We start from the raw sequence: 14698 nt of genomic DNA, 5'->3' as shown, positions 1-14698 counted from the left end.
ACCACCCCCTACCCCTGGGGCGGCCCACAGCAAATCCCTAGGGCCGCCACCGAACGTCGACGTCGCCTGACACGGTTTCCAGAACGACCTCGTCACCGTTGATCAAAATGAGGCCTTTCTCATCCCGCTTCACTCTCGTGACGGTGCCGGCATCGAGGTCGTAAGCGGTGGCCTGTCCGTACTGGTCAACGCCATCAAGCGACACGATCAGGCTTTCCCCGACCTGTGGATCATAGTCAGCATCGTCAACGCACAGGCGACGTGGAACTTCTTTCATCGCTGCATCCTGTTCCATGGGTGGTCAGGGTCAGTCGGCATGCCGGTCGCGTCGCAGGCGCCCAGGCGGGCCTGATTTTGGTGCCCGAACTGCTCTGCCGTCCGGATCTCGTGGCACGGGCCGCACAGGCACCGGACGTTGCCGTCATCGTCGCTGCCGCCCTTGGCGAGCGGCACAATGTGGTCGGGCACCGTCGATGCCGTGACGATGCCCTTTTCAGCGCAGTCCCGGCAGAGTGGTTCATTCTGCAGCCGGCGGCGGCGCTGCGCCTGACCCGCTCGACCTCGTAGGCGCTCTGTGCGCTCGCGCGGCTTCTGCTTGAGCGAAGGCGGGCGGCTGGGCATCACCCGGCTGGACGTAGGCAAATCAGCGGAAGCATCGCTCGATCACCGGCGCCTGTGAACCAAAGGACATCAGCGACGCCATCTTCGGCAGCGGTTATCAGTCCCAATGGACTCCCGCTCGCTAGTCGCACAAAGTCGCCGACAACGATCGGCTCATGAGTCGCGCGTTCAACGAGAACAAGACGGTTCGCGCTGAAGCTACCTGAGTTGGAGATCATATGGCTGACACACCTTTCGAAATTGGCGACGTCGTCCAGTTGAAGTCAGGCGGACCGAAGATGACCGTCACAAGCGTGGGCACGGGTGGCTGGTCAGATGGCCCTCCCACGCACGTCTATGTGAGCTGGTTTGCCGGTTCTGAAGCGAAGTCGGACAGCTTCCCTTTTGCGACCGTTGAGAAGATCTAGTCTGGAAGACATCTCCAGCCGTCGCACCTAAGCGGCGGCTGGACTTCAGCGCGGCGACATCAAGGACGAATAAAGCTGCTCCGGAACTTTCCCTCCCGCCGATAGCTCATATCGTTCCATAAGGAGAACGAAATGCTCACGGATATCATTGGCGCATTTATCGGATCGAAGATCGACCAGAAGGATGGAGACAGCGGCGTGAAGGGCGCAATCCTTGGCTACTTTGCCCCGCGCGTTGTCGGCACCGTAATCAAGATCGGCGTTCTGGCCGCGGTTGGCTATGGCGTGGTCAAGGCAGCCCAGGTGTTGACGGCCGACGATGGGGAGAAATGGTTCTGATCTGGGTAGGCCGCGCATTAGTGAAGCGAGCCGGTACGGTACGGTGCCGGCTCTCTAGCTTTAACTTCTGCCGCGCACCAGCGCGCGCACCTCGGCGCTTATCCGCTCACCCTCGGCAATGATGCGCTCGACGCGGCCGATGGACCGGGACGGCTCGCGCATGTCGAAGGCCAGGCTGTGGAGCTCGCCGGCCAGGCGCTCCATCTGATCCGCGGGGCAGGGGTGTTGGCTCATGCCATCCGCTCCGCCGCTTCCATGGCCTTGTCGTATCCAGCCACGATCTGGGCCTCAGCCTTGTAGCAGTCGGTGCCACCGAGCGAGTATGGGTCATGCCGGACGCGATGCTTCGTGCCGTCGGCCATGGTGATGATCATCGCGGAATAGCTGTGGCCGCGATCCCATGAGATGGAGGCGACATGCACGGGATTAACGATCAGATCGTCATTCACCTTGATCATGCCGCCTCCGGTATCGCCGGCCATGTATGGCCTGCGCGTGTTATTTTGACCGCCAGCGCCCCAGCTACACAGGGTTCACCTGCCTAACCCTCATCGACGGCTGAGGGCATGCCATGCGACCGGGGGAAGAGTTGTCCGATGAATTCGGACAACTGCCCATGGTCCGGCCGCTCGTTATCGGAATTCCGATATCGGCTTGAGTTTCAGGCGACGCCGGCGCGCAGCGAGGCGAGCGGCGAGCGCGGGTGGCCGTTGTCCAGGATGAAGGCCGGCTTGGCGTCGGTCATAGTGGGGATGATGCTGGCCAGAAGCCCGCCGACCCCTTCGACCACTCGCGCGGCGCACGACAAGACGGACATGCAGGCGAGCGCCACAACGGCGAAGATGCTCTTGATCAACTTAACCTCCACTTGCTTAGGGACTGGTCGCAGCGGGCGGATCTGAACCGCCGGCCTTCCGGTTATGAACCTGGCGAACTTCCGGGCTGCTCTACGACGCAATGAGTGGTGTGGCGCGCTGAATAACCCTCAATCAAACTCGATGGGCCCGTCGAAGCACACGCCGAACTCACCTAATTCGGCATCGAATAGTCGAGCAACCATGTATTCAAGATCGATCCGACGATAAATCAGCGATCCATTTTTTCCATAACGCCTGCCACGAATAGATCCGTCTTTCTCCAACATCGAGAAAGTTTTTTCAGGAAGGCCGGTGTAGGCGATAGCTTCTTTGCGATTCAGTGTCAGAGGCTGACACGCAAGGAAGATCCTGACATCGCTATTTTCACTCATTGCTGAAATTCCAACCCGCCACGCGCATTGCGCTGCACTTCGTCGGAAGCATCCTTCCTCCGTTTGGGCGAGGGCAGGAGATCAAAAGACCAGCTGTCCGATTAACTCACCGAAGCTGCTAAGGCAGCGGTGCCTGTGGGCTATGACATTCATAACGCTAATGCTGATCCGACGTCAAGCAACAGTGTCCACCGGCTCTAGGTGGCACATGTCGAACGTGAACGGGTTGGTGCCGTCCTCAAAGACCACCTCAACGGCTCGCTTATTCACCGACATGACAACGCCGATTAAGCCGCCAAAAGCCGTTTGCAGGCGCCGCACTTTCTCGCCAACGACTAGCGGCCGTTCAACCTTGGGGCGTCGCCGGCCGCGATGCTCTGCCTTTCTCAGCGGGTCCAACGTATGATCCGCAATCAGCGGGTAGTGCCCTTGATCCCGGAAGACGCTGAAATAGGGGCAGCCTCGCTGTTCCATGCGTCCGCTCTCACGATTGTAACGTCGGGAGGTCAGGACAGGCGCGCGAGACATCACAACCAGATCGTGAAGACGATCGGCACGGGCGAAGGCAATCCCTGGCGTAATCGGAAAGCTGATCTCCCGAACCCTTTTGGAGCGCGGCGCTTGGCGTTTCTCGATCGCGATCGGCGTCCATGCGTCGAAGCCGGCCTCCGTCAGCGACGTGACGACGGATACAGTCGACCCGCCCGACATGCGCAAGATGCACCAACGATCATTCACTGCCCATAACTCCTATCGACTTTCCCGCGCGGCTGGCCTTCTGCATCCCCAATGACGCGCCCATGCAGATGCGGTATTTTGCTGCCCAAGCTTTCTGGAGACTCGGCATGCGTGACGATCCAATTTGGCTTTCTGCAGCTGCTATCGTGCGGGACGCTGGCCCCGCGGTCGGCGACATCATCCGCGAACTTCACAATGCCTCGGTCGTGGCTCATCGCGATATCGGGCGAGATCAGGGTCTGACCATCATGACCCTGGCGAATGCGATCGAGATCGCTGCCGAGGTTACCCGCCTGCCACCGGCGCGCCATCTGCGACTGGTGGAGTGAGCGTTCTTCGATAGGCGCAGCAGCGTCGCTCATCACAGCTTAAACCTGTGCGATCGGCCGCGCGTACGGCCTCCGCTACGCCCCTCATCGGGGAGCCGCTCGCTATCAGGAGCATGCCCGCAATCTGGATCAGGCCATTGCGCGCTGAGCATCTGGTCCAGCCGGTCTAATTGCTGCGACCGCTCAGCCGCAAGTGGATCCGCGACGGCCCGAATTTCTCCGACACTGGGCATGAAGCCGTGGCGGCTGGATTGAACTGCGAGATCGATCGAATGGGCGAGGATGTCGTGCGGCACGTTCGCAAGCAGCCGCGAGGTTTCCGACATCCAGATCGCCAACTGGCGCGGATCTGGCGCGACGCGGCCAAGCGTGAACACGGTCACCAACGTCGTGAGACGGTCAAGCGTCCAGCGCTTGGGCGCTGGGCCCGAGGCGGCGGCGACGAGGGCGCGATCGTTATCGATGTCGGAGCGGCAAAGCCCTCGGGCCATGGCACGCCGGATAGCGTGTTCAGCCGTCCAGGCCGGCGAGCCGTCATACACGAACTCGCGGTCAGTTAAGGCCAAGGAGGTTCCGGGCCGCAATTGCAGCATCGACGGGGGATGGGCGAAGGCTTGAACCGAGCCTTCCGGAGCCGACCGATCGACCAGCATCATCGTAATTTCCTTCCATCACTTTGCGCAAATTCTTGGGCTCGATGAGCCAGTCGATCGTTGCGACCAGCCGCCCGGTTCGGGATGTTTCGCCTCGCAAAAATGGCGATGCCCGGATCGACGCCAGCACGCTTGCCCAGCCTGCCGCCCCTCCAATCTCGCTCAAACGGGCCGCCAGCTTCTTCCGACGATCTGGGCTGAGCTGCGCAGGGCGGGCAGCTGGGGCGAACTCACGGCGCAGCGCTTCATGAGCCGCAAACGCTACCTCGGCAGGATCGGAGGATTGATCATCCGGGATAGGGGCAACAGGGACGATTGCATTCGGGTCATCCGGCTCGGATGACGAGTCCGAAGGACTATCTTTCTTTTGTTTTCCCTTGTTCCCTTGTTTCCCTTGTTTCTGTTGTGTGCCCTTACTGTGCCCTCGCTGTGCCCCTCGTGTGCCCTTTGCTGTGCCCTTTGCTGTGCCCTCATCGGTTTCGGCGTCCTGATAAAAGGCGTAATTACATACTGTTATGACCGTTGGAGACTGTGCCCCGTCATATGCCGTTCGCTGTGCCCATTTTTGGCACTTTCCCATGCGCTCCATGAAGCCACGTGTTTTCTTCACGGACCATTGAAAAGCCTCGGCCATTTGCCGGATCGAGGTGACAAACTCGCCGCGCTCGACCCACACCCGATGGCCGTTGAACCATTGATCGTGCGCCTGGAAAGCCGCTTGCTCGATCGACCACAGGAAGGCCTCCCGCTCGGTGAAAGGCTCGGGTTTGAAGCTGTCCATCCAGCCTCGGTGCATGATGTACCAGCCGCTCATGGGAACGCCGGGCCGCCTTCGACCGTCCGCTGATAATCGGAATTGCGCACTGCCTGTTTGGCGCCGAAAAAGTACCCCTTGCGCCGCTGCAGGTCGCCGTTTCGGTTCTTGGCTGTGTAGAGGTCCAACCGGTCGCGGGCGGCCTGCATTTCAATCAGCCAGTCGTCATGCTTTTTCGTGCCAGGATCCGGCTCAGCGCGTTGCAGGTAATATTCGTCGCGATAGACGAACACGACAATGTCGGCATCCTGCTCCAGCGATCCGCTATCGCGCAGATCGGACAGTTGGGGACGCTTGTCCTCGCGCTGCTCGACGCCACGGTTGAGCTGTGACAGGACGATGAAGGGGATACCCATCGACTTGGCCATGTTCTTGATCGTGCGAGAGATGACGGAGACCTCTTGCTCGCGGTTGCCCTTGCCTTCAGGAGGATCGATCAGGCCCAGATAGTCGATGACCACAAGGCCAAGGCGCTCGCCACGGCGTTCGAAAGCCTTCCGGTGTTTGCGCACCAGTGGCCCGATTTGGGTGATCGAAAGGTGCTCCGGGTCATCGATAACCAGCGGGAGCGCGTCGACCTGGGCCTGCATCTGGCGCAGGATCGCGATATCGTGCTCATCGACGCTGCCCTGTTTGATGTCACTCATGCCCGCCCAGCCGCCGGCCTCGAACAGCAGGTCAGCAACCATCCGCTCCATGAGCAGCGATCGGGTCATTTCTCGGCTGATGTACAGGACGCCACCGCCAGCCTGTGCGACCCTGCGCGCTACCCCGAGCGAGACAGCGGTTTTGCCCATGCTTGGCCGGCCGGCGAGAAGGAGATAGTCACCTTCGCGAATGCCGCCCGTCAAATCATTCCAGTCTGACCAGCCGTAGGCCATGAGACCAGGTGCGATTTCGTTCCGGCGCAATGCCTCGACGCGATCGACGGCTTCGGCGAAGGCATCGCCCAGCCGAGCCGTCTTGCCGGCCATCTCTTCGGGCAGGCAATCGGCGACGCCTTGCTCGGCAAGCGCCATTGCAGCGTCGATGTCGACAGACAGATCCATCGCAGCAGCGCGGGCGCTATCCATCGCCTCGATGAAAATCCGACGCCGGGCACTGGCCACAAGCTCGTCGATGAACGCCAAGGCCCCAGCCGTGAAGGGCTTGTTCGCGAGCCTGATCCAATAGCCGTGGCCGCCAAGATCGGCATAGGCGGGCTCCGCCGACATGGCGTTGCCGACGGTCAGGATGTTGATCGCGTTTCCGGCCGCGGAGATGCGCGCCATTTGCTCGAAAATCCGCGCAAACAGCGGCTCGCTGAAATGGTCAGGCCGCAGCTTAGTCGCGGCGCGATCGTACCCGCCGTCGACAGTCATGATGGCAGCAAGAATGCCGGCCTCGATATCGGCCGTGGAAGGAAGCGCCCCCGTCATGGCGGTCACTCCGCCTCGGCGGTAGCTGCGACACCTCGGCCAATGCTCGCCAAGGCATTTGCCGCCTCAGGTGGCATCATTCCCTTTGGCCAGTGCGCTGCGACACTGAAGTAGGCTATGAACTTGTCAAAATTCCGGACGGTACAGGTCGTGCCCCGCTCTAGCCGGTCGAAAAATGAACCGTGGTTCGCGACAATGGTAGCCACCCGCGCAAGGGATTTCCCACCATGTTTTGCCACTGCCTTCGCATATGCACGAGAGACGGTAAGCAACGACTGCTCGAAAGTTTCCATTCGTCAGCATTAGGGTATATATACCGCGATATCAACGGTATTTATACCGCATGAATTGTTAACAAATGTGCGGTATTCATCCCGCATGAGCACCCAAGATGTATTGATAGAACGGCTTAAGCACGTTCTGGATAAGCTTCCTATCACTGCGCGTAAGGCGTCGATGCTAGCCACTGGAAAGCCTGATGCCATTCGCTTCATTCTGAGCGGGCGGGCAATGCCATCGGCCGACCGCCTTGAAGCGATAGCAAGGGTTTTGATGACGACGCCCAGCTATCTTCTCGGTACGACCGACGATCCATCACCGTTAGCTGATGTCTATCCTGACGCGAACAACCGAAGAATTGGCGTTTTTCCGCCCGATGACAAGCTAGAACACTATTCTATCAGGCTGATCGAAAGCGTCGATGGAATAAGCATTTACCAGGCTAGCGAAATGAGGGACTCCGATATCAGAAAAGTCGATCCAGCGGGTGGACTTGACTTGTTCAACCTCCCAAGGGTTCTTGTCACCTCCGTTCTCCCGCTGCCGGCCGGACTCGTTAACCGGAAAATGCTCTACGGCTTCTATGCAACTGTAACCTCGATCTCTCCTCGCTTCGATATCGGCGAATTGATTGTGGTAGACCCCTCTCGTCCGCCGGCAGTGGGCGATTACGTCGTCGCGTACTTCGACCACATATGGGAGGATATGGACGATGAGCCGGTGAAGCCCGCGCTGTTAGCAAGGCTGACAGCGCGTAGCGGCGGCAAGATCGCTTTGAAGCAACTCCACCCGCGGGATGATAGGGAATTCGCCGCCAGCGCGTTTAAAGAAATTCATCGGATTATACCGATCGCGGAAATGCTCGTCGCTTGATGCGGTAAATATTCCGTAAAAAAGTTTGACGCGGTAAATCTACCGCATTATGCATTGTCTTATCGGTTGAACGCCTCCGGGCCGAAGACGCCGATGCAGGCAGGGCATCCGCATGCGGATAACCCTGTCCTTTAGACAGGAGCATTCCACATGGCCGACGCCACCCAGGCGCGTAGCGACGACGCTTCGCGGAACGAAGACTTGCGCATTGAGCGCGCTGACACCCCGATCATTGCCTATGCCCGACTGGTCGCACAGAGTGATGAGTTCTTCGATGCGGCCAGCAAGGGGCGCGGGCGCAATAGTCACCCGGCTTTCCGCATCCTCTACGATACCGCTGGCAAAGCGATGGAGACGAGCTATCTCCATATGCTCGATCTCCTGCCGAATGGCGACGACCGCGATCTGATGATCTTGGCCGGCCATGCGGCCATGATGGCCAACCAATTGGTTGATCATATGCCTTTAGGCGTCGAGCGCGATGCGGCTTGCAAGCTCGCTAAAGGCGTCGCCTCTGCGTTGACAGCCATTAGCGCCACGCTTGCCCACCAGTGGCCGGCCGGCGTTGATGATGTTGAGCCCATCTTTCCCGAACTCGCAAAGTTCATTCGCCGCGACATGATGATCGTGGAAGCGCGCCGCGCCGATGCGGAGGGCTGCTGATATGGGAAAATATCCGCTCAGCGCTGCCCAGATCTCCAGCTGGAAGCCCATGGTCGACGCAGGCGATGTCCTCGATCGCGCTGGAGCGATCCTGACCCTTCTCGCCGGCGCCTATGAAGCGGACAGTGAGGCAAACCGTCTCACGGTGATCGCGGCAAGGCCAGACGACGCGCCCGATTGGGCAGGCATGAACCCGATCCTTTTCAGAGACGCTTTGCATGGGGTCGCCACCTTGATCACGCTAGCCCGGCATTTGGAGCTTGATGAAGCGGACGGGCAACCGTGAGCCGCCTCCGCCAGATCATCGCCGCGATCGAGCCTTGGTATGACTGGGGCGCGTGGGGCGCGGAATCTCTCAGCGGCGGTTGGGGCGAGGGCTGGCGGTTCCAGTTCGAATGGTTCGGCTGCCAAATCCTCATCGCTTTCACCCGCTTCCCGAAGGAGAAGTGACATGGCCACCCGCCGCGAAATCCTTGCTGCGACCATCGCCGCACCCATGATCGTCGCGCCGGCGGTCACGCAGGCTGCAGGCCTCGTATGTTCGCCGGTAGCTGGTACCGCCGAATGGGATGTCGCCTTTGCGCAGTATCAGGCAGCGAAGGACGAGGACGAGTGTTTCTATCGTGAGGTCTATCAACCTGAAATGGAGCCGCTCGACGCTTTGGAGCCTCCCTATCGGATCGCCCATGTTGCGAAGAATGGCCAAAGCTTCACATACACAATCGACCCGCGATACAATGAATATGACACTGGCCCGATCGGCGAATGGCGCTTCCTGAGGGACGAGATCGAGGCTGCGAAGGAAAAGTGTGCGGCTTACGTTGCCGCGATGCCCGCCTCACGGCGCGATTTTCTGAACCGCATGACCGACGAGTTGGGCGGAGCAGCATATGATGCCCGCTATGCACTTTTCCGCACGCCAGCCCCGAACTTGGAGGCGCTGGAATATAAGCTGCGGATGCTGATGGAGGCGGCCACTGACAGCGTCATCGAACCACCAGAAATCGCGCAGATCATCAGCGATGTTCAGTTGATTGCTGGGAACGCCGGAGGCCGGCCGTGATGGCGATCGTCCGCAATTGCTCGACCTGCGCCTATTGGCGTTCTGGCGCACATTCCTCGATGCTCGTGCCGGCGCTGGACGAAAGCTATGAGGATGTCGGCGCCTGCGAGAACGTCCCGCCGCAGATCATCACCATCGACGGCGGTCCCGAAACCGTCCAGCCGACCACCCACGCTTCACGCTGCTGCGCGGAGTGGAGCCGCGGCTGGGTCGATTACGACGATCCGGACGATGACGATGATGGTCCGGATGGCGAGCCCAAGCCCGGTGACGATCCAGATCCCGACATCGCCAAGGTTCGCCGCCTTTTTCCCAATCCTCCCCGGCCGATCGCCGCCTGAAGGAGCATGGCCCCATGACTACCACCGACACCAAGCGGAATTATACCGCTGAAGAGACGACGGCCTACGAGACCTATCTGAGCGCGCTTGCTGAGCACAACATCATGTGCGCTCGCGCTGGCGCGACGACGAAGCAAAAGATGGACGCGGCGTTCGCGGTCGATCGGGCGCTTAAGCATTTCATGCAGGTTGCAGGCCACGAGCCGCATTCAACCCGGTCGCCGGAGGATGTCCGCACGATCGAGAAGCTGAACAGCGAGATTGCCGAACAGGCGCGGGTGATCCGCAGCGCCTATTCGATGTTGGTCGGCATCCATCACATTGGTGAGTTTGCTTATCACACCGACATCGACGTGGATGGGCATGCTGCCTGCAATTCTTTGCTGGACGATGCCACCGATGCGCTCCGTCGTGCGCTCGCGCAGCCAGGTGCCGCATGACCGGCGTTCGCCTCACAGTGCCCAACAGCTTCACCTTCATGGTGGCGCGAAAGGGCCGGACGGTCCGGCCGGGCGTCACACTCCCCCGCACGCGGTACCAGACGCTGGATGAAGCCGCGAGCGAAGCGGAGGCGTGGGCCGTCGCCAGCCCCGGGCAGACCGTCATCGTTTTTCAGGAGGTTCTGCGGGCGAAGCTCGATCCCGCAACCATCGATCCAGCCGCTGCCCCCCCCCGGCGGTTGGCGGAGCCGGGCGGCGTTCGCCCCCTAAGCCGTCCGGCTCCAAAGGTGACGCATGAGCAATTTTAGGCCTACGGGCGAAACGGTGATCTTCTTTCGGGAAGGCATGTTCTATCCGCTCCAGCTTTCCGGACTAAAATCGACAGCGGAAGAAGCGGCGGACCATGCCGCGTGCAATCCCGGCACCCTGCGGATCGAGGATCTGTGTGGCAATGTCATCTGGCCAGAAGGGGATCGACAGTGAAGGGCGGCAGGATCCTGATCTGCGGTGGCCGAACCTTCAACGACCAGGCCGCCTTTGCCCGCGTGATGGAGGGGCGAGAGCCGGCCGTCATCATCAATGGCGGCGCGGCTGGCGCTGACCGCCTCGCGCGCATGTGGGCAGGGTATCGCGCGATTGCCACCTTCACGTTCCCGGCCGACTGGGAGCGAATGGGGCCGTCGGCTGGGCCGCGCCGGAATCAACGTATGATCGATGAAGGAAAGCCCGATCTGGTTATCGCATTCCCTGGTGGGCGCGTCACTGCCGACATGATCCGCAGGTCACGGGCGGCAGGCATACCCGTCATCGTGGCAAGCGAGATCGAGACTGGTAGGCCAGCCGTTCTGACCCCTTTTTGGCAGGGTGATAGTGCCAAAGGCGCAATCGACCCGGCCGCGCCTGGCCAGGGGCAAGGCAATGTGCTGCCGTTCGAGCGAGGGAAGCAAAATGAACACGAGTGACGAGGGAAGGCAGCTGCAGGCTGCCGCCAGTGCGCTGCCAGCCGCTGAGCTTGCGCGCCTGATGCTTACGCACCTTGATAAGTGCCAGCGCCTGAGCAAGTTCACTAGCATCGAGGAACTTATCCGAGCGATATGCGAGGCGCTGGTCGCTGGCGGGCAGGCGAGCGGCCAGGAAACGTCCCTTGGAATTCCAAGTGACATGGCCACTGCGCCGGAAGGCGACGGATGGATCTTGGCCTATGAGCCGGATCGCGCCGAGCACTTGCCGCCTTGGCGCCTCGCGACCCGCTGCGACGAAGGCTGGCGGGATGAGGATGGGTACGTCATCGCTCCGACCATGTGGGCGCGCTGTCCGGATCCTCAGCCGTCTCCCACCGGATGGGGCCAGCCGCAGGGCCATCTTCGCATCTGCCGGGCATGGTCCGATCAGATTCCTTGGCTGACGCATCTGATCGAGGTGGTGAAGCCCGATGGCAGTTATGACGATCACCGCCAGCCGGAGATGGCCAACAGCCTCGAAGACGCGCGCCAGCGCGCCGCAGCCTGGGGCGAAAAGCTGGGCCTGCCCGTCATCGAAATGGACGATGAGAATGTGGTGCCGTTCAAGCGGAGGGATCAGGCATGACCAAAGTGCGACTGCCGGCCGAAAGCCGGCCGTGGGTGATGGCGACGATCGAGGGTGTGCTTGCGGGCACCATACCCAAGCTCGTCGACCTGCAGGTCAAAGTTGGGGAATTGAGCGCTGAGATGGATCGGCTGCGGGAGATCGAGGCGCAGGCGCAGGCAGTGTATGACTATCATCTGCAAGGTCGCGCCGGCCGCGCGACGGATGGTCGCTGGGACATGAGCGAGATGATCGAGCGGCTGGACCGCCTCGGGAAGGTGATGAAGCGATGAGCAGATTTTGCGCCACTTGCCGGTTCTTCAGTGTTGGGACGACATCGGCGTTCCCCAATGTTGATGGCATGTGCCGACGGCATGCGCCGCAAGGTGCGGTAATTGGCTCCCACCATGATGGGTATCAAGTTTTTCCGCCCATGTCGGCGCATCAGTGGTGTGGTGAGCATGAGCCCATTCGCCGCGCACAACGCGGGCGCCGGCTGGCCAAACTGACGAAGATGAAGGTTCTGTGATGCGCCTTTTTCAGCGCCTCGATACCTGGCTAGGCAAGACGCTATTCCACCCGCCGATCATCCTCGCCTGCCAGCTCACCCGGCAGACGCAATACGCGATGCACCGCGCGCTGTGGTTCTTTGCCGCGTGTCACGCGACCGTCTATCTGGAGCACGACGACTGGCTCTGGGTCGCGTTCATGTGGTTCTTTGTCGCGATCACCCTGCTGAGCGCTACGGTCTATGCAGACTGGCCGGCCATATCCATCCGGGCATTCCGGCTGTTTTGGTTCTTCCTTCTGATCGGGCAGGTGTCCGTGACCTTGCTCGGGGGCGAGTTGCTGGCATCGGCCATCCGTTCGGTCATCATCCTGTTCGCGGAGTATGCCGCGACCATTAAGACTATCCCGCCGCGCAGGAAGCGCGGCCGGCGGGCGAGCGCGAAGGAGGCGTTCAATGGCCAGTAATCACAGCCGCAGCCGCGACAACCTCCTGCGCATCGCCGAAGTGCGGTCGCGCACGACGCTCTCCAGCGCGACCATCTATCGGAAGATCGCCAAGGGCACCTTCCCCGCGTCCCATCGCATCAGCGAGGGCCTTGTGGCATGGTACGAATCCGATATCGATGCTTGGATCGCGGACCCGATGGGGTACCGCATCTAGCTGATATGACTGTGGAGGGTTTGCCATGCTGACAGATGCCGAAATCGATGCCGCGAAAAAGCGCACGAATTATACGGACAAGCCGTTTCACGAGCACCCTGACTGCATCAGGCTCGCATTTGAATGGCTGGATGCGCAGCGCACGGTCAAGGGTGCCGGACAGAAGCACCTTGCACTCAAGCATGTCATCGAGAAGTGGGCCGGGCGCTACGTTAGCGAAACCGACGTGAACGTCGCGGCTGAATTGCACCCGCGTATCACCGGGAAGTATCCCAACTTCAATTTGAGCGCACGCCTGACCCGACCTCACGACCGCCGATTGAAGGGCATCGGCGAAGCGTTGACACAGGGGTACCGCGATCGAATCCAGGAAAGTCTATACAAGATCGTGGAGCAGTAAGCGCCGCCACCGAGATAAAGAGACGCAAGAAGACCCAAAACGGGACGGGGGTATAAATAGGGGTATCACTCCCCCGCCCTATCCAAAAAACCACGCTATTCTGCCAATTATCGTCAATGTTGGGACTGGCTCCCTCTCCGCCAGTTACCGTTCGCATGGGTTTCCAGCAGACCCGATGATCGCAGTCAGGTTGACGGTGCATAGTGTCGCACTCGCATGTCACAGATGCTTCTACTGAAAATCACCCGAGGCGATGTGCAGGCAACGATCGATGCTCGACCAGAGCGATCGTCGTTCTGTAGAGCGATGCGGCTTTTGGGAGGAAGGGACCGGGGTCAGGCCCTGGCAGGCTGTGCGCCATGTTCGAAGCGGCGCGCGATTATCGCGCAGGCTATCAACTGTATCTGATGGAAGAATATGAGCGGCAGGATGATGCCGCCGACCTGGGCGACCGGGAACAGGATGCCGGCCATGGGCACGCCTGACGCAAGGCTCTTCTTCGACCCGCAGAAGAGGAGGACGATGGCGTCTTCCTGATCAAACCCCATCATCCTTCCCAGCGCCTGGGTGGCGGTCATGACGATGACCAGCAGCAGGCAGCACAGCAGGATGAGAAGGGCGAGCATCTCTCCTGACACAGCGTGCCAGAGCCCCCCTACGACGGCGGCGCTGAAGGCGGTGTAGACGACCAGCAGGATGGAGCCGCGATCGACCAGCGTGACCCACTTCTTGTGGCGATGGACGAAACCGCCGATCCGGCCGTGCATCATATGCCCGACGACAAAGGGTAGAAGCAACTGGAGCAGGATCGACTGGACGGAAGCGAAGGACAGCGGCGCAGCGCTTCCGGTCCGGTTCATCAGCAGGGCGACCAGGGCAGGGGTCGCCACGATGCCGATCAGGTTGGAGAAGGACGCGCTGCATACTGCCGCGGCGACATTGCCGCGGGCAATGGCCGTAAAGGCGATCGAGGATTGCACCGTCGATGGCAGCAGGGTGAGGAACAGCATCCCCGCGGCCAGTTCCGGCGGCAGCATCGGCAAATGAGCCAACGCCAGTCCGAGCAAGGGAAAGAGGATGAAGGTCGTCGCCAGCACGGTGAGGTGCAGCGGGAGATTGCGTGCGCCATCGATGATGGCCTGGCGCGAAAGCTTTGCCCCATGAAGGAAGAAGAGCAGGGCGATGCCGATGTCGGTGATGATATCGAATATCGCGGCTGCGACCCCGCGAACAGGTAGCAGGGTGGCCAGCAGAACCGTGGAGAGCAGAGCCAGGATGAAGGGTTCGGCGAAGGCGAAAAGGCGGCGCAGCACGATATTTCCTCGAATGAAACA

The 14698-nt window shown here is 60.7% G+C and carries 28 protein-coding genes; 17 read left to right on the top strand and 11 right to left on the bottom strand.

From position 1 onward, the window contains the following. Positions 1 to 37: 37 nt before the first annotated feature. Entirely contained in the window at positions 38 to 295 is a 258-nt protein-coding gene (locus JQK15_RS03910; protein ID WP_214864010.1) for a hypothetical protein, read from the bottom strand. Next, positions 274 to 621 (bottom strand): HNH endonuclease, encoded by a 348-nt coding sequence (locus tag JQK15_RS03905; RefSeq protein WP_214863558.1) that lies wholly within the window; start codon positions 619 to 621, stop codon positions 274 to 276. Before JQK15_RS03905 ends, JQK15_RS03910 begins: the two co-directional genes overlap by 22 nt. A 218-nt stretch (positions 622 to 839) precedes the next feature. On the opposite strand from JQK15_RS03905, the gene JQK15_RS03900 reads away from it, so the two are divergent. Together JQK15_RS03900 and JQK15_RS03895 are read left to right on the top strand one after the other, a co-directional pair. Next, the gene (locus JQK15_RS03900) at positions 840 to 1028 is read left to right on the top strand and encodes a YodC family protein (RefSeq protein WP_214863556.1); all 189 of its coding nucleotides are present in this window, start codon (positions 840 to 842) and stop codon (positions 1026 to 1028) included. Between the two features lie 132 nt (positions 1029 to 1160). Next, a complete protein-coding gene (locus tag JQK15_RS03895) occupies positions 1161 to 1367 on the top strand; it encodes a hypothetical protein (protein WP_214863554.1) in 207 nt (68 codons plus the stop codon). Positions 1368 to 1427: 60 nt separating this feature from the next. On the opposite strand, the gene JQK15_RS03890 is transcribed toward JQK15_RS03895, so the two are convergent. The 5 genes from JQK15_RS03890 to JQK15_RS03870 all read right to left on the bottom strand — a co-directional run bounded on the left by JQK15_RS03890 (position 1428) and on the right by JQK15_RS03870 (position 3354). Next, positions 1428 to 1601, bottom strand: coding sequence for a hypothetical protein (locus tag JQK15_RS03890; RefSeq protein WP_214864008.1), 174 nt, complete (start codon positions 1599 to 1601; stop codon positions 1428 to 1430). Further along, positions 1598 to 1849: a hypothetical protein gene (locus JQK15_RS03885; protein WP_214863552.1), complete on the bottom strand. Its 252-nt coding sequence runs from the start codon at positions 1847 to 1849 to the stop codon at positions 1598 to 1600. Before JQK15_RS03885 ends, JQK15_RS03890 begins: the two co-directional genes overlap by 4 nt. Before the next feature lie 179 nt (positions 1850 to 2028). Next, the gene (locus JQK15_RS03880; protein ID WP_214863550.1) at positions 2029 to 2223 is read right to left on the bottom strand and encodes a hypothetical protein; all 195 of its coding nucleotides are present in this window, start codon (positions 2221 to 2223) and stop codon (positions 2029 to 2031) included. Between the two features lie 129 nt (positions 2224 to 2352). Further along, a complete protein-coding gene (locus JQK15_RS03875) occupies positions 2353 to 2616 on the bottom strand; it encodes a hypothetical protein (RefSeq protein ID WP_214863548.1) in 264 nt (87 codons plus the stop codon). Positions 2617 to 2790: 174 nt separating this feature from the next. Next, on the bottom strand, positions 2791 to 3354 hold the full coding sequence (locus JQK15_RS03870) for a hypothetical protein (RefSeq protein WP_214863545.1): 564 nt from the start codon (positions 3352 to 3354) through the stop codon (positions 2791 to 2793). 62 nt (positions 3355 to 3416) lie between these two features. Here JQK15_RS03870 and JQK15_RS03865 point away from each other — a divergent pair, with 62 nt between their 5' ends. Next, positions 3417 to 3683, top strand: coding sequence for a hypothetical protein (locus tag JQK15_RS03865; RefSeq protein WP_214863543.1), 267 nt, complete (start codon positions 3417 to 3419; stop codon positions 3681 to 3683). 32 nt (positions 3684 to 3715) lie between these two features. On the opposite strand, the gene JQK15_RS03860 is transcribed toward JQK15_RS03865, so the two are convergent. From JQK15_RS03860 to JQK15_RS03850, 3 genes are read right to left on the bottom strand one after another with little or no spacing between them, the layout of a single operon-like run. Continuing rightward, positions 3716 to 4249 carry a hypothetical protein gene (locus tag JQK15_RS03860; RefSeq protein ID WP_214863541.1) on the bottom strand — a complete coding sequence of 178 codons (534 nt, stop codon included), beginning with the start codon at positions 4247 to 4249 and terminating at the stop codon, positions 3716 to 3718. Then, a complete protein-coding gene (locus tag JQK15_RS03855; protein WP_214863539.1) occupies positions 4236 to 5150 on the bottom strand; it encodes a hypothetical protein in 915 nt (304 codons plus the stop codon). Before JQK15_RS03855 ends, JQK15_RS03860 begins: the two co-directional genes overlap by 14 nt. Continuing rightward, positions 5147 to 6568: a replicative DNA helicase gene (locus JQK15_RS03850; protein ID WP_214863537.1), complete on the bottom strand. Its 1422-nt coding sequence runs from the start codon at positions 6566 to 6568 to the stop codon at positions 5147 to 5149. The genes JQK15_RS03855 and JQK15_RS03850 overlap by 4 nt, the downstream gene beginning before the upstream one ends. Before the next feature lie 378 nt (positions 6569 to 6946). On the opposite strand from JQK15_RS03850, the gene JQK15_RS03845 reads away from it, so the two are divergent. The 14 genes from JQK15_RS03845 (at position 6947) to JQK15_RS03780 (ending at position 13364) form a co-directional block, all read left to right on the top strand. Beyond that, positions 6947 to 7720: a LexA family transcriptional regulator gene (locus JQK15_RS03845; RefSeq protein WP_214863535.1), complete on the top strand. Its 774-nt coding sequence runs from the start codon at positions 6947 to 6949 to the stop codon at positions 7718 to 7720. A gap of 150 nt (positions 7721 to 7870) precedes the next feature. Next, on the top strand, positions 7871 to 8383 hold the full coding sequence (locus tag JQK15_RS03840; RefSeq protein WP_214863533.1) for a hypothetical protein: 513 nt from the start codon (positions 7871 to 7873) through the stop codon (positions 8381 to 8383). A gap of 1 nt (position 8384) precedes the next feature. Next, positions 8385 to 8669 carry a hypothetical protein gene (locus tag JQK15_RS03835; protein WP_214863531.1) on the top strand — a complete coding sequence of 95 codons (285 nt, stop codon included), beginning with the start codon at positions 8385 to 8387 and terminating at the stop codon, positions 8667 to 8669. Then, positions 8666 to 8833 carry a hypothetical protein gene (locus tag JQK15_RS03830; protein WP_214863529.1) on the top strand — a complete coding sequence of 56 codons (168 nt, stop codon included), beginning with the start codon at positions 8666 to 8668 and terminating at the stop codon, positions 8831 to 8833. The genes JQK15_RS03835 and JQK15_RS03830 overlap by 4 nt, the downstream gene beginning before the upstream one ends. 1 nt (position 8834) lies before the next feature. After that, entirely contained in the window at positions 8835 to 9446 is a 612-nt protein-coding gene (locus tag JQK15_RS03825) for a hypothetical protein (RefSeq protein WP_214863527.1), read from the top strand. After that, entirely contained in the window at positions 9443 to 9787 is a 345-nt protein-coding gene (locus JQK15_RS03820) for a hypothetical protein (protein ID WP_214863525.1), read from the top strand. Before JQK15_RS03825 ends, JQK15_RS03820 begins: the two co-directional genes overlap by 4 nt. 14 nt (positions 9788 to 9801) lie before the next feature. Beyond that, on the top strand, positions 9802 to 10227 hold the full coding sequence (locus JQK15_RS03815; RefSeq protein WP_214863523.1) for a hypothetical protein: 426 nt from the start codon (positions 9802 to 9804) through the stop codon (positions 10225 to 10227). 294 nt (positions 10228 to 10521) lie between these two features. Further along, positions 10522 to 10710 carry a hypothetical protein gene (locus JQK15_RS03810; protein WP_214863520.1) on the top strand — a complete coding sequence of 63 codons (189 nt, stop codon included), beginning with the start codon at positions 10522 to 10524 and terminating at the stop codon, positions 10708 to 10710. Continuing rightward, positions 10707 to 11189 (top strand): DUF2493 domain-containing protein, encoded by a 483-nt coding sequence (locus tag JQK15_RS03805; RefSeq protein WP_214863518.1) that lies wholly within the window; start codon positions 10707 to 10709, stop codon positions 11187 to 11189. Before JQK15_RS03810 ends, JQK15_RS03805 begins: the two co-directional genes overlap by 4 nt. Beyond that, positions 11176 to 11814: a hypothetical protein gene (locus JQK15_RS03800; protein WP_214863516.1), complete on the top strand. Its 639-nt coding sequence runs from the start codon at positions 11176 to 11178 to the stop codon at positions 11812 to 11814. The genes JQK15_RS03805 and JQK15_RS03800 overlap by 14 nt, the downstream gene beginning before the upstream one ends. Further along, entirely contained in the window at positions 11811 to 12086 is a 276-nt protein-coding gene (locus JQK15_RS03795) for a hypothetical protein (protein WP_214863514.1), read from the top strand. Before JQK15_RS03800 ends, JQK15_RS03795 begins: the two co-directional genes overlap by 4 nt. 235 nt (positions 12087 to 12321) lie before the next feature. Next, entirely contained in the window at positions 12322 to 12768 is a 447-nt protein-coding gene (locus JQK15_RS03790) for a hypothetical protein (RefSeq protein WP_214863512.1), read from the top strand. Next, entirely contained in the window at positions 12758 to 12964 is a 207-nt protein-coding gene (locus JQK15_RS03785; protein ID WP_214863510.1) for a helix-turn-helix transcriptional regulator, read from the top strand. The genes JQK15_RS03790 and JQK15_RS03785 overlap by 11 nt, the downstream gene beginning before the upstream one ends. A gap of 25 nt (positions 12965 to 12989) precedes the next feature. Beyond that, positions 12990 to 13364 (top strand): hypothetical protein, encoded by a 375-nt coding sequence (locus JQK15_RS03780; protein WP_214863508.1) that lies wholly within the window; start codon positions 12990 to 12992, stop codon positions 13362 to 13364. Positions 13365 to 13699: 335 nt separating this feature from the next. Here the strand turns inward: JQK15_RS03780 and JQK15_RS03775 are convergent, their stop codons facing one another. Continuing rightward, the gene (locus JQK15_RS03775) at positions 13700 to 14677 is read right to left on the bottom strand and encodes a bile acid:sodium symporter family protein (RefSeq protein ID WP_214863506.1); all 978 of its coding nucleotides are present in this window, start codon (positions 14675 to 14677) and stop codon (positions 13700 to 13702) included. Between the last annotated feature and the right edge of the window lie 21 nt (positions 14678 to 14698).

It is taken from the genome of Sphingobium sp. BHU LFT2 (assembly GCF_018604485.1).
Taxonomy (GTDB): Bacteria; Pseudomonadota; Alphaproteobacteria; order Sphingomonadales; family Sphingomonadaceae; genus Sphingobium; species Sphingobium yanoikuyae_A.
This window is presented reverse-complemented; position numbering and strand designations above follow the sequence as displayed.